General features: G+C 65.8%; 12 protein-coding genes. All 12 read left to right on the top strand.

Going from position 1 to position 12,618, the window contains the following annotated elements:
* The 12 genes from nuoG to ACE3QP_RS02140 all read left to right on the top strand — a co-directional run bounded on the left by nuoG (nt 1) and on the right by ACE3QP_RS02140 (nt 12,602).
* Complete coding sequence (gene nuoG / locus ACE3QP_RS02195; RefSeq protein ID WP_374433226.1) at nt 1-2,319, top strand: NADH-quinone oxidoreductase subunit NuoG; 2,319 nt, start codon at nt 1-3, stop codon at nt 2,317-2,319.
* The gene (nuoH, locus tag ACE3QP_RS02190) at nt 2,319-3,416 is read left to right on the top strand and encodes an NADH-quinone oxidoreductase subunit NuoH (protein WP_374433224.1); all 1,098 of its coding nucleotides are present in this window, start codon (nt 2,319-2,321) and stop codon (nt 3,414-3,416) included. Before nuoG ends, nuoH begins: the two co-directional genes overlap by 1 nt.
* A gap of 11 nt (nt 3,417-3,427) precedes the next feature.
* A complete protein-coding gene (gene nuoI / locus ACE3QP_RS02185; RefSeq protein ID WP_374433222.1) occupies nt 3,428-3,916 on the top strand; it encodes an NADH-quinone oxidoreductase subunit NuoI in 489 nt (162 codons plus the stop codon).
* A 20-nt stretch (nt 3,917-3,936) separates the two neighbouring features.
* Complete coding sequence (locus tag ACE3QP_RS02180) at nt 3,937-4,566, top strand: NADH-quinone oxidoreductase subunit J (protein WP_374433220.1); 630 nt, start codon at nt 3,937-3,939, stop codon at nt 4,564-4,566.
* Nucleotides 4,566-4,877, top strand: a complete 312-nt coding sequence (gene nuoK / locus ACE3QP_RS02175) for an NADH-quinone oxidoreductase subunit NuoK (RefSeq protein ID WP_198109311.1) — start codon at nt 4,566-4,568, stop codon at nt 4,875-4,877. The genes ACE3QP_RS02180 and nuoK overlap by 1 nt, the downstream gene beginning before the upstream one ends.
* 4 nt (nt 4,878-4,881) lie before the next feature.
* Complete coding sequence (nuoL, locus tag ACE3QP_RS02170; protein WP_374433217.1) at nt 4,882-6,957, top strand: NADH-quinone oxidoreductase subunit L; 2,076 nt, start codon at nt 4,882-4,884, stop codon at nt 6,955-6,957.
* Between the two features lie 16 nt (nt 6,958-6,973).
* Nucleotides 6,974-8,464 carry an NADH-quinone oxidoreductase subunit M gene (locus ACE3QP_RS02165; protein ID WP_374433215.1) on the top strand — a complete coding sequence of 497 codons (1,491 nt, stop codon included), beginning with the start codon at nt 6,974-6,976 and terminating at the stop codon, nt 8,462-8,464.
* Nucleotides 8,465-8,482: 18 nt separating this feature from the next.
* Nucleotides 8,483-9,961 carry an NADH-quinone oxidoreductase subunit NuoN gene (gene nuoN, locus ACE3QP_RS02160; protein WP_374433213.1) on the top strand — a complete coding sequence of 493 codons (1,479 nt, stop codon included), beginning with the start codon at nt 8,483-8,485 and terminating at the stop codon, nt 9,959-9,961.
* A 4-nt stretch (nt 9,962-9,965) separates the two neighbouring features.
* The gene (locus ACE3QP_RS02155; RefSeq protein WP_374433211.1) at nt 9,966-10,277 is read left to right on the top strand and encodes a DUF2818 family protein; all 312 of its coding nucleotides are present in this window, start codon (nt 9,966-9,968) and stop codon (nt 10,275-10,277) included.
* The gene (locus ACE3QP_RS02150) at nt 10,264-10,845 is read left to right on the top strand and encodes an NUDIX domain-containing protein (RefSeq protein ID WP_374433209.1); all 582 of its coding nucleotides are present in this window, start codon (nt 10,264-10,266) and stop codon (nt 10,843-10,845) included. Before ACE3QP_RS02155 ends, ACE3QP_RS02150 begins: the two co-directional genes overlap by 14 nt.
* Nucleotides 10,832-11,263: a DUF1178 family protein gene (locus ACE3QP_RS02145; protein ID WP_374433206.1), complete on the top strand. Its 432-nt coding sequence runs from the start codon at nt 10,832-10,834 to the stop codon at nt 11,261-11,263. Before ACE3QP_RS02150 ends, ACE3QP_RS02145 begins: the two co-directional genes overlap by 14 nt.
* Before the next feature lie 181 nt (nt 11,264-11,444).
* Nucleotides 11,445-12,602, top strand: coding sequence for an efflux RND transporter periplasmic adaptor subunit (locus ACE3QP_RS02140; protein WP_374433205.1), 1,158 nt, complete (start codon nt 11,445-11,447; stop codon nt 12,600-12,602).
* Nucleotides 12,603-12,618: the final 16 nt, after the last annotated feature.

Below are 12,618 nucleotides of genomic sequence, written 5' to 3'. Positions count from 1 at the left end.
ATGGTTGAAATCGAAATCGACGGCCAAAAAGTGGCCGTGCCCGAAGGCAGCATGGTCATGCATGCGGCCGAGAAGGTCGGCACCTATGTGCCGCACTTCTGCTATCACAAAAAGCTCAGCATCGCGGCCAACTGCCGCATGTGCCTGGTCGACGTCGAGAAGGCGCCCAAGCCCATGCCCGCCTGTGCCACGCCGGTCACGCCCGGCATGATCGTGCGCACCAAGAGCGAGAAGGCGGTCAAGGCCCAGCAGGGGGTGATGGAGTTCCTGCTCATCAACCACCCGCTCGACTGCCCGATCTGCGACCAGGGTGGCGAGTGCCAGCTGCAGGATCTGGCAGTGGGCTACGGCGGCAGCAAGAGCCGCTACTCCGAAGAGAAGCGCGTGGTCTTCCACAAGAACGTCGGCCCGCTGATCTCGATGGAAGAGATGAGCCGCTGCATCCACTGCACCCGCTGCGTGCGCTTCGGCCAGGAGATCGCGGGCGTGATGGAGCTGGGCATGCCCAACCGGGGCGAGCACAGCGAGATCACCACTTTCGTGGGCCGCACGGTGGATTCCGAGCTGAGCGGCAACATGATCGATCTCTGCCCGGTCGGTGCGCTCACCAGCAAGCCCTTCCGCTACAGCGCCCGCACCTGGGAGTTGTCGCGCCGCAAGAGCGTGAGCCCGCATGATTCGACCGGCGCCAATCTGATCGTTCAGATCAAGAACAACCGCGTGCTGCGCGTGGTGCCGCAGGAGAACGAGGCCGTCAATGAATGCTGGATCGCCGACCGCGACCGCTTCAGCTACGAAGGCCTGAACGCCGACAACCGCCTGACCCGCCCGATGCTCAAGCAAGGAGGTGCTTGGCAGATGGTGGATTGGGCGACGGCGCTCGACTATGTTGCCAAGGGGCTGAGTGCCATCCGCAACGAACACGGGGCCGGCCAGTTGGCGGCTCTGGTGTCGCCGCATGCCACGCTGGAAGAGGCAGCTCTGGCCGCGCAACTGATGCGTGCGCTGGGCAGTGAAAACATCGATGCGGCGTTGCGCCAGCAGGACGATGCATTGCGCGCCGCCCGGGGCGAGGCCTTCACGCTGGGCCGCAGCATCAGTTCGCTGTCGCAGCTCGATGCCGCCTTCGTGATCGGTGCCAACCTGCGCAAGGACCATCCGCTGTTCGCACAGCGCCTGCGCCAGACGGCGCGGCATGGCGCTGCCATCGCCGGCCTGCACGCCGTGGCGGACGATTGGGCCATGCCCGTGCGCCTGCAAGCCCAGCGTCGTCCGGAGCAGTGGCTGGGCTTCCTGGCTGAAGTCGCGGCCGCCGTGGCCGAAGGGCAGGGCGCCCAAGCGCCCCAAGCCGTGGACGCCGTGTCGGATGAGGCGCGTTCGATCGCCACCCTGATGAGCCAGGGCGACCAAAAGGCCCTGCTGCTGGGCAATGCGGCGGCGGAGCATCCGCAGGCCAGCCAGCTGCATGCGCTGGCCAGCTGGATTGCGCAAGCCTGTGGCGCCACGGTGGGTTTCCTGGGCGAAGCGGCGAACACCGTGGGTGCCCAACTCGCCGGTGCACGCCCCGGCCCCGGTGGCCGCAGCGCCCGTGCTCTGCTGGGCGAGGCGCCGGCCAAGGGCGTGCTGCTGGTGGGCGCCGATCCCCTGCTGGACGTTGCAAATGCCCAGGCGGCCGCCGCGGCCCTGAAGGGCGCCGACATGGTGGTCGGCCTGGCCAGCCACCGCACGGATGCCCTGCTGGATCTGGCCCATGTGCTGCTGCCCATGGCGCCCTTTACCGAGACCTCGGGCAGCTTCATCAACGCGGAAGGCACGCTGCAAGACTTCGTCGGCGTGGTGCCCCCGCAAGGCGAGGCACGCCCTGGCTGGAAGGTCCTGCGCGTGCTCGGCAATCAGCTCGGGCTGGCAGGTTTTGATTTCGAGTCCAGCGAGCAGGTTCGTGCGGCCCTGAACCTTGAGGTCAAACCGGCCGCTGCTGCGGCGCTTCAGGCGCCTGCGCAAGCCGACATGCCCTCGCTTGTGCGGCTGAATGAGCTGCCGCTGTACGCAAGCGACATGTTGGTGCGTCAGGCAGCGAGCCTGCAGAGCACCCGCGAGGCGCGGGAGTCCGCCCAGGTGCAACTGCCGGCCGCACTCTTCGCCCAGCTGGGTCTGAAGGACGGTGAGATGGTGCGAGTCAGCCAAGGGCAGGGTTCGGCCCTGCTGCCGGCCCGCTGCAATACCCAGCTTGCCGAGGGCGTCGTGCGCATTGGCGGCGGCCTAGCCGAGACCATGACCCTGGGTGCCGGCTTCGCTGCCGTCACCGTGGAGAAGGCCTGATGATCGACCAACTCTATGCACTGGGAACCCAGTACCTCGGCGGCTTCTGGCCGGTGGTCTGGAGCCTGCTGAAGATCGTCGCCGTGGTGGCGCCCCTGATGCTTTTCGTGGCCTATCTGACGCTGTGGGAGCGCAAGGGCATCGCGCTGTCGCAGCTGCGCCCAGGACCGAACCGTGTGGGCCCCTATGGTCTGCTGACGCCGATCGCCGACGCGGTCAAGCTGATCTTCAAGGAGGTCATCCTCCCCGCCGCGTCGAACAAGGGTCTGTTCTTTCTCGGCCCGATCATGACCATCATGCCGGCGCTGGCTGCCTGGGCCGTGGTGCCCTTCGGGCCCGAGGCGGCAGTGGCCAACGTCAATGCCGGCCTGCTGTTCCTGATGGCCATCATGTCGATGGAGGTCTACGGCGTGATCATTGCCGGCTGGGCCTCGAACTCGAAGTACGCCTTCCTGGGTGCGATGCGCGCCTCGGCGCAGATGGTGAGCTACGAGATCGCCATGGGCTTCGCGCTGGTGGTGGTGCTGATGGTCAGCGGCTCGCTGAACATGACCGACATCGTGATGGGCCAGGCCAAGGGCATGTTTGCCGACAAAGGCCTGAACTTCCTGAGCTGGAACTGGCTGCCCCTGCTGCCGATCTTCATCGTCTACTTCATCTCCGGCCTGGCCGAAACCAACCGCCATCCCTTCGACGTGGTCGAAGGTGAGTCGGAGATCGTGGCCGGTCACATGATCGAGTACTCGGGCATGAGCTTCGCCATGTTCTTCCTGGCCGAGTACGCCAACATGATCCTGGTTTCGGTGCTGGCCGTGACCATGTTCCTGGGTGGCTGGGCGGCGCCCGTGAGCTGGAGCCTGTTCGGCCTGCAGACGCCGGAATTCATCCAGTCGACGATGGCCCTGTGGAACTGGTTGTGGCTGTTTGCCAAGACCTTCGTGGTGGTGACCTTCTTCCTGTGGGTGCGCGCTTCGTTCCCGCGCTTCCGCTACGACCAGATCATGCGTCTGGGCTGGAAGATCTTCATCCCGATCACCCTGGTCTGGCTCGTCGTGGTGGGGCTGTGGATCCAGTCCCCCTGGAACATCTGGAAATGAGGGCCTGAGCAGTGCGCGCACTCATCGATTTCTTCAAGAGCTTCATGCTCATCGAGCTGTTCAAGGGCATGGCCCTGACTGGACGGCACTTCCTGGCTCCCAACATCACCATCCAGTTCCCGGAGGAAAAGACGCCGCTGAGCCCGCGCTTCCGGGGCCTGCATGCGCTGCGCCGCTACGAGAACGGTGAAGAGCGTTGCATCGCCTGCAAGCTCTGCGAAGCCGTTTGCCCGGCGATGGCCATCACGATTGAGAGCGATGTGCGCGCCGACGGTTCGCGCCGCACGACGCGCTACGACATCGACCTGACCAAGTGCATCTTCTGCGGCTTCTGCGAAGAGAGCTGCCCGGTGGACTCGATCGTCGAGACGCCGATCTTCGAGTACCACGGCGAAAAGCGCGGTGACCTGTACTTCACCAAAGAGATGCTGCTGGCCGTGGGCGACCGTTACGAGCCCCTGATCGCCAAGACCAAGGAGGCGGACGCCAAGTACCGCTGAGGTACGCAGGCGCACATACCATGAACACGACCACCGCGCTGTTCTATCTGTTCTCCATCGTGCTGCTGGGCGCGAGCTTTCGCGTCATCACCGCGAAGTCCACCGTCCACGCCGCGCTGTTCCTCGTGCTGGCCTTCTTCAACGCCTCCTGCATCTGGATGCTGCTGAAGGCCGAGTTCCTGGCCATCACGCTGGTGCTGGTCTACGTCGGCGCCGTGATGGTGCTGTTCCTGTTCGTCGTCATGATGCTCGACGTGCACACCGACAAGGTGCGCACGGGCTTCTGGAAGCATCTGCCGCTGGCAGCCTTCATTGGCGTGCTCGTGGCGCTGGAGATGGCCGCCGTGCTGCTCGGCGGCTTTCAGGTGCAAGAGGCGGCTCCGCTCAGTGCCGAGGCCATCCGCCTGGGCAACTCGAAGATGCTGGGAATTGCCATTTACACCGACTACCTGTACCCGCTGCAGATCGCTGCCGTGCTGCTGCTGGTGGGCATCATCGCCGCCATCGCGCTGACCCTGCGTGAGCGCAAGGACTCGCGCTGGCAGGACCCTGGCCAGCAGGTGCGTGTCAAGGCGAAGGACCGGGTGCGCCTGGTCAAGATGGAGGCCGTCAAGCCCGCGCCGGCCCAAGAACCCCAAGGAGGCGCCTGATGGGTGCGCTGACTCTCGGCCATTTCCTGACGCTGGGCGGCTTCCTGTTCGCCCTGTCGGTGATCGGCATCTTCATGAACCGTAAGAACCTGATCGTGCTGCTGATGGCCATCGAGCTGATGCTGCTGGCGGTCAACCTGAACTTCGTTGCCTTCTCGCATTACCTGGGCGACATGGCAGGGCAGGTGTTCGTGTTCTTCATCCTCACCGTCGCGGCGGCCGAATCGGCCATCGGCCTGGCCATCCTGGTCGTGCTGTTCCGCAATCGCAGCTCGATCCGCGTGGATGAGCTCGACGCCTTGAAGGGTTGACGGAATGACTCCGAGCTTGAACCCCAATCTGCTGCTCTGGGTGCCACTGGCACCGCTGATCGGTTGCATCCTGGCCGGCCTGTTCGGCAAGACCATCGGCCGCCGCGGCGCGCACATGGTCACCATCCTCGGCGTGGCCATCGCAGCCGTGATCTCGCTGATGACGCTCAAGGCCGTGGCCGTCGATGGTGCGCGCTTCAGCGGCACGATCTACGAATGGATGGTCGTCGGTGGCCTGAAGATGGAGATCGGCTTCCTGGTCGATGGCCTGACGGCCATGATGATGGTTGTCGTGACCTCGGTGTCGCTGATGGTGCACATCTACACCATCGGCTACATGCACGAGGACCCTGGCTACCAGCGCTTCTTCAGCTACATCTCGCTGTTCACCTTCAGCATGCTGATGCTGGTGATGAGCAACAACCTGCTGCAGTTGTTCTTCGGCTGGGAAGCGGTGGGTCTGGTCTCGTACCTGCTGATCGGCTTCTGGTACACCAAGCCCACGGCGATCTTCGCCAACATGAAGGCCTTCCTGGTCAACCGCGTGGGTGACTTCGGCTTCATCCTGGGCATCGGCCTGCTGGTGGCCTACGCCGGTTCGCTGAACTACGCCGAAATCTTCGCCAAGAAGAACGAGCTGGCGCAGATCCAGTTCAGCATGCCGCTGTGGGGCGACCATTGGATGCTGATCACCGTGGCCTGCATCTGCCTGTTCATCGGTGCGATGGGCAAGAGTGCGCAGTTCCCGCTGCACGTCTGGCTGCCCGATTCGATGGAAGGCCCGACGCCGATTTCGGCGCTGATCCACGCCGCCACCATGGTGACGGCCGGCATCTTCATGGTGGCACGCATGTCGCCGCTGTTCGAGCTCTCCGACACCGCGCTGAACGTGGTGCTGGTGGTCGGCTCGATCACCGCGCTGTTCATGGGCTTCCTGGGCATCATCCAGAACGACATCAAGCGCGTGGTTGCCTATTCCACGCTGAGCCAGCTCGGCTACATGACGGTGGCGCTGGGTGTATCGGCCTACTCGGTGGCCGTGTTCCATCTGATGACGCACGCCTTCTTCAAGGCTCTGCTGTTCCTTGCCGCCGGCTCAGTCATCATCGGCATGCACCACGATCAGGACATCCGCAACATGGGTGGCCTGAAGAAGTACATGCCGATCACCTGGATCACCAGCCTCATCGGTTCGCTGGCCCTGATCGGCACGCCTTTCCTCTCGGGCTTCTACTCGAAGGACAGCATCATCCTGGCCGTCGGTGGCTCAAACCTGCCGGGCGCCACCTTCGCCCAGATCGCGGTCACCGTCGGCGTGTTCGTCACGGCCTTCTACTCCTTCCGCATGTACTTCCTGGTCTTCCATGGGCCGGAGCGCTTTGGCCAGGCCCATCATGGGCATGACGAGCACCACGCGGATGATGACCACCACCACGGTCTGGCGCCGGGCGAGAAGCCGCACGAGACTCCCTGGGTGGTCTGGCTGCCCTTGGTCGCGCTCGCCATTCCCTCCCTGGTGGTGGGTGGCCTGACCTTGGTGCCGATGCTGCAAGGCGACTTCTTCAAGGACGCCATCACCATCAATGGCGAACTGCACAAGGGCCTGGCCCATGTGCTGCCGCATGTCGAGCATGGCGCCATCGCCATGGGCTTGCACGCCTTCGTCAGCCTGCCGTTCTGGCTGGCGGTGGCGGGTGTGGCGATGGCCTACTGGTTCTACATCCTGCAGCCGGCCATCCCGGCGGCGATCGCGCGCGCCCTGCGCCCGCTGATCACGGTGATGGAGAACAAGTACTACATGGACTGGATCAACGAGCAGATCTTGGCCCGCGCCGCGCGTGGTCTGGGTGTGGGTCTGTGGAAGGGCGGTGATGCCGGTCTGATCGACGGTGTCCTGATCAACGGCTCGGCCAAGCTGGTCGGCCTGCTGGCGCGGGTCATGCGCCTGGCGCAGAGCGGCCACCTGACGGCGTACGCCTTCGCCATGATCCTGGGCGTCGTGGGCCTGATGAGCTGGAAGCTCTGGCCCACGATCGAGCCCCAGCTGCGGGCCGTGATGTCCCAGCTGTCGGGCCAGTGAAGCCGGAGAACAAGAAATGCAATGGTTGAGTCTTTCGATCTGGTTGCCCGTGGTGTGCGGCGCCTTGCTGCTCACCCTGGGCAAGCCGCAGCAGGCTGGCCTGGTGCGCTGGCTGGCGCTGCTGGCCGCGCTGGTCAGCTTCGCGGTCACGCTGCCGCTGATCACGGGTTTTGATGTCGGCAGCGCCGCGCTGCAGTTCACCGAGAGCCATCTCTGGATCGAGCGTTTCAATGTGCGCTACGCCCTGGGCGTGGACGGCATCTCGGTCTGGTTCGTGCTGCTCACCGCCTTCATCACCATCATCGTGGTGGTGGCGGGCTGGGAAGTCATCGAGGAGCGCGTCAACCAGTACATGGGCGCCTTCCTGATCCTCTCCGGGTTGATGGTGGGCGTGTTCGCGGCCGTGGACGGCCTGCTGTTCTACGTCTTCTTCGAGGCCACGCTGATCCCGATGTACCTGATCATCGGCGTGTGGGGCGGGCCGCGGCGCGTGTATGCCGCCTTTAAGTTCTTCCTCTACACCCTGGCCGGTTCGCTGCTGATGCTGCTGGCCCTGCTGTACCTGTACTTCCAAAGCGCCAAGGTCACCGGCGTGGGCAGCTTCGACATCCTGGCTTGGCACCAGCTGCCGCTGCCGATGAACGCCCAGACCCTGCTGTTCTTCGCCTTCTTTGCCGCCTTTGCGGTAAAGGTGCCGATGTGGCCGGTGCACACCTGGTTGCCGGACGCCCACGTCGAGGCGCCGACCGGCGGCTCCGTGGTGCTGGCCGCCATCATGCTGAAGCTGGGGGCGTACGGCTTCCTGCGGTTCTCGATGCCGATCACGCCGGATGCCGCGCATGCCTACGCACCCTTCGTCATTGCCCTGTCGCTGATCGCCGTGATCTACGTCGGCCTGGTGGCGATGGTGCAGAAGGACATGAAGAAGCTGGTGGCCTACTCATCGGTGGCCCATATGGGCTTCGTGACCCTGGGCTTCTTCATCTTCAACCCGCTGGGTGTGGCCGGCGGCTTGGTGCAGATGATTGCGCACGGCTTCGTATCGGGCGCCATGTTCCTGTGCATCGGGGTGCTGTACGACCGCGTGCATTCGCGTGAGATCGCCGATTACGGCGGTGTCGTCAACACCATGCCGAAGTTCGCTGCCTTTGCGGTGCTGTTCGCCATGGCCAACTGCGGCTTGCCGGGCACCGCCGGTTTCATTGGCGAGTGGATGGTGATCCTGGGCGCGGTGCAGATGAACTTCTGGATCGGTGCCCTGGCGGCCACGGCCCTGATCTTCGGCGCCGCCTATTCGCTGTGGATGGTCAAGCGCGTGTACTTCGGCGCGGTGGCCAACGACAACGTGAAGCAACTGACCGACCTGAACTCGCGCGAGTTCTGGATGCTGGGCACGCTGGCCATCGCCGTCATCGCCATGGGCGTCTACCCCAAGCCGTTCACCGATGTGATGAACGCCTCGGTGGACCAACTGCTGCGGCATGTGGCGGTCTCCAAAGTGCAGTAAGCGGCCAAGGACAAGAAGATGACGTACATGAACTGGTCCGCCCTGACGCCCGAGCTGCTGCTGCTCGGCATGGCCTTGGTGGTTTCGATGGTCGACCTGTGGGTCAAGGATCCGGGCCGTCGCCCGACCTACTGGCTCAGCCAGCTGACCCTGCTGGTGGTGGCCGGCCTGCATCTGTGGAAGTTCCACAAGGGCTACAGCGTCGTGGCCATGCAGGGCCTGGTGGGGACCGACCCGCTCAGCCACCTGCTGGCCGGTCTGTCGGCGCTGGTCACCGCCGGGGTGCTGCTGTTGTCACGCCCCTATGCCCAGGCTCGCGAGATGCTGCGTGGCGAGCTGTTCACGCTCAGCCTCTTCATGCTGCTCGGCGTGTGCATCATGGTCTCGGCGCGTCACTTCCTGGTGATCTACCTCGGCCTTGAGCTGATGAGCCTTTCGCTGTACGCGCTGGTGGCGCTGCGGCGTGACCACGCCGTCAGCACCGAAGCTGCAATGAAGTACTTCGTGCTGGGCGCGCTGGCCTCGGGCTTCCTGCTGTACGGCCTGTCCATGATGTACGGCGCCACGGGTTCGCTGTCGATTCCGCAGGTCTATCTGGCGCTTTCCAGCGGCCAGGTGAACCAGGGCGTGCTCGTGTTCGGCTTGGTTTTCATCGTCGCCGGCCTGGCCTTCAAGCTCGGCGCCGCGCCCTTCCATATGTGGGTGCCCGATGTCTACCAGGGCGCGCCGACGGCGGTGACCCTGTTGATCGGTACCGCGCCCAAGCTGGCCGCCTTCGCCATCACCCTGCGTCTGCTGGTCGAGGGCCTGTTCACGCTGGCGGTGGATTGGCAGCAGATGCTGCTGGTGCTGTCCGTGCTGTCGATGATCGTCGGCAACGTCGTGGCGATCGCGCAGACCAACATCAAGCGCATGCTGGCTTACTCCACCATCGCGCAGATGGGCTTCATGCTGCTCGGTCTGGCCAGCGGCGTGGTCAAGGGCGACGCCCTGCCGGCCGCCAGTGCCTACAGCTCCTCGCTGTTCTACGCGGTGACCTATGTGTTCACCACCCTGGGCAGCTTCGGCATGGTGATGCTGCTGGCCCGCCAGGGCCACGAGGCTGAACAGCTGCAGGACTTCGCGGGCCTGTCCCAGCGCAGCCCCTGGTATGCGCTGGTGATGACGCTGCTGATCCTGTCGCTGGCCGGCATCCCGCCGACGGTGGGCTTCTACGCCAAGCTCTCGGTGCTGCAGGCCATGATCGCCACGCAGGAGCCGCTGTACTTCCAACTGGCCGTGCTGGCGGTGCTGCTCTCGCTGGTGGGGGCCTACTACTACCTGCGCGTCATCAAGCTGATGTGGTTCGACGCCCCGGCCGAGCGCCAGGCCATCCAGGCACCTTGGGATGTGCGCGCGCTGCTGAGCTTCAACGGTGCGGCCGTGCTGGCGCTGGGCATCCTGCCGGCGGGTCTGATGGAGGCCTGCAAGCAGGCCATCGTCGGCTCGCTGGCCTGAGGCCATGGGCCAAGGGGTGTTGGGCGGCGGCCTGCTACTGCTCTTGCTGCTGGCCGCCAATGCCCCGTTCCTGAGCCCGCGCGTGCTGCTGCTCGGGCCGCTGCGCCCGACGCGCGGCTTTGGCCTTCGTCTGCTGGAGCTGATGTTGCTGGGTGCGGTGTGGCTGGTGGCTGCATTGGCGCTGGAGGCCTACCAGGGCCAGCGCCACCCGCAGGGCTGGACCTTCTACGCCGTGCTGCTGTGCCTGCTGCTGACCTTCGCGTTCCCAGGCTTTGTCTGGCGTTACCTGCGCCGCCAGCGCGATGCCAGCGCCTGAGCTGACCGAGCACGAGCTGCGCAGCGAAACCGTCTATGCGGGCGGCTTCCTTCAGGTGCGGCGTGACCTCGTCCGTCTGCCCGATGGCCAGCAGGCGGCGCGCGAGTACATCGTGCACCCGGGTGCGGTCATGATCGTGCCGCTGCTCGACAACGGCCGCCTGCTGCTGGAGCGGCAGTTCCGCTACCCCTTGCGCCGCGTCATGCTGGAATTTCCAGCCGGCAAGCTCGATCCCGGGGAAGAACCGCTGTTGTGTGCCCGCCGCGAGTTGCGCGAAGAGACCGGCTACCGCGCCCGCGAGTGGGCCCATGCCGGGGTGCTGCACAACGCCATCGCCTACTCCACCGAAGGCATCGAGATCTTCTTCGCGCGGGGGCTGCAGGCTGGCGAACGAGACCTCGACGAGGGCGAGTTCTTGGAACTCTGCGAGCTCAGCCCCGCCGAACTGGACCTGGCGTGCGCGCGGGGCGAAGTCACCGACGCCAAGACGCTGATCGGCCTGCAATGGCTGCAACGCTGGCAGGCCGGCGCCTGGCCGCTGCACTGGAGCGGCGATGTGGGTGGCTGAACTGGCCTGCCCTCATGGCCATGACTTCGAGGGCTGGTTCGGCTCGCGTGAGGACTTCGAGGCCCAGCTAGGCCGCGGCCTGGTGCAGTGCCCGACCTGTGGCAGCGCGCAGCTGCAGCGCCGGCTCAGTGCGCCGCGGCTGAACCTCGGTGCCGTGGCCGCAGAGCCAGCGCCAGCGCAGCCAGCGGTCGCACCCAGCCCTGAATCCCTGTTGCGCGAACTGGTGGCGGCAGTGCGCGCCGCCAGCGAGGATGTGGGCGCTGGCTTTGCCGCCGAGGCCCGACGCATCCACCAGGGCCGTGCACCCGAGCGCGCCATCCGCGGCCAGGCCACAGCGGACGAATTCGTCGCCCTGCAGGACGAGGGCATCGCCGTCTGGCCCCTGCCGGCACTGGGCAGCGACGGCCCGGCGCACTGAGCGTCTGGGGGCTGGGGCCCCGCGGGGGCGGCACGCCCCCACCATTCGTCGCCGCTGGAAACGCTTCGCGGCGTTATTTCCTCAGCCCGTCCATGAGCTTCGGCGCGCTTCGGCCTGCAACGGTAAGCTGCCGCGCTTTCCGGTCCTCGCACCGCAACTTCCGCCTGATAAGCCCATGCCCATGTCGCTGCGCGCCCATCCCACCCTGGTCCTCACCACGCTTGCCCTGGCTGCCCTGTTGAGCCTCAGTGCCTGCCAGCGGCCGGAAGCGAAGAGCAAGGACAAGGCTGACGCCAAGCCGGCGCTGCTGATCGCTCCTGAGGACCTGCGCCAAGTGGGCTCCAGCGGACTCGTCGGCGCACCGGTGTTGACCGGCTCCGTGCAGGCCGCGCGCCGCGCCGACCTGCGTGCCGAGGTGGCCGCCGTGGTGCTGCAAGTGGCCAAGGACAACGGCGAGCCGGTGCGCCAGGGCGACGTCATCGTGCGCCTGGACAGCACCGCCATCCGCGACAACCTCACCAGCGCCGAGGAGGCGCTGCGCGCCAGCACGCAGAGCTTCGAGCAGACCGAGCGGGTGCTGCAGCGCCAAAAGACCCTGAACCAGCAGGGCATGACCTCGATGCAGGCCCTGGAAGACGCCGAGCTGCGCCGCAATGCCGCGCAGTCCGAGCTGGCCGCCGCCAAGGCGCGCGTCGTCAGCGCGCGCCAACAACTCACTCGCACCGAGGTGCGGGCCCCCTTCGACGGCGTGGTCAGCGAGCGCAAGGTGTCGGTCGGCGACACGGTTCAGGTCGGTCGCGAGATCGTCAAGGTCATCGACCCGCGCTCGATGCGTTTCGAAGGTCAGGTGAGTGCCGACCGCATGGGAGAGATCAAGGTGGGGCAGGCGGTGGCCTTACGTGTCAACGGCGTGGCCGAGGGCGAATTCAAGGGCCGCATCGAGCGCATTGACGCGGCGGCCAATGCCACGACCCGCCAGGTGGAGGTGATCGCCCGCTTCGACGACCCGGCCAGCGCACCCAAGGTCGCCGGCCTGTATGCCGAGGGCCGCGTCGATACCGGTCTGCAGACCGCGCTGGTGCTGCCCGAAGGCAGCATCGTGCGTCAGGGCGACGAGGCCCATGTCTGGCAGATCGATGGCACCAAGCTCAAGAAGACCGCCGTGCAGCTGGGCGAGCGCGATGCGCGCCGTGGCGAGGTGGTCATCAAGACGGGGCTGAAGGCCGGGGACCAGGTGCTGCGCAGCCCGGTGGGCAGTCTCAACGACGGTCAGGCCGTGCAACGGGTGGCCGCCGGGGGCGCCGCCTCGGGTGTGCGCACCGCCGTGGTCAAGCCCTGATCGGACCGGGAGACCC

It is taken from the genome of Inhella sp., from assembly GCF_041912635.1.
Taxonomy (GTDB): Bacteria; Pseudomonadota; Gammaproteobacteria; order Burkholderiales; family Burkholderiaceae_C; genus Inhella.
The sequence above is the reverse complement of the archived record's forward strand: the minus strand, read 5'-3'. Positions and strand labels throughout refer to the sequence as shown.

Coding starts and splice junctions, on each gene's coding strand:
- ACE3QP_RS02180 (WP_374433220.1), top strand. CDS start 3,937: ATGAACACGACCACCGCGCTGTTCTATCTGTTCTCCATCGTGCTGCTG.
- ACE3QP_RS02165 (WP_374433215.1), top strand. CDS start 6,974: ATGCAATGGTTGAGTCTTTCGATCTGGTTGCCCGTGGTGTGCGGCGCC.
- ACE3QP_RS02145 (WP_374433206.1), top strand. CDS start 10,832: ATGTGGGTGGCTGAACTGGCCTGCCCTCATGGCCATGACTTCGAGGGC.
- nuoG (WP_374433226.1), top strand. CDS start 1: ATGGTTGAAATCGAAATCGACGGCCAAAAAGTGGCCGTGCCCGAAGGC.
- ACE3QP_RS02140 (WP_374433205.1), top strand. CDS start 11,445: ATGTCGCTGCGCGCCCATCCCACCCTGGTCCTCACCACGCTTGCCCTG.
- nuoL (WP_374433217.1), top strand. CDS start 4,882: ATGACTCCGAGCTTGAACCCCAATCTGCTGCTCTGGGTGCCACTGGCA.
- ACE3QP_RS02155 (WP_374433211.1), top strand. CDS start 9,966: ATGGGCCAAGGGGTGTTGGGCGGCGGCCTGCTACTGCTCTTGCTGCTG.
- nuoK (WP_198109311.1), top strand. CDS start 4,566: ATGGGTGCGCTGACTCTCGGCCATTTCCTGACGCTGGGCGGCTTCCTG.
- ACE3QP_RS02150 (WP_374433209.1), top strand. CDS start 10,264: ATGCCAGCGCCTGAGCTGACCGAGCACGAGCTGCGCAGCGAAACCGTC.
- nuoN (WP_374433213.1), top strand. CDS start 8,483: ATGACGTACATGAACTGGTCCGCCCTGACGCCCGAGCTGCTGCTGCTC.
- nuoH (WP_374433224.1), top strand. CDS start 2,319: ATGATCGACCAACTCTATGCACTGGGAACCCAGTACCTCGGCGGCTTC.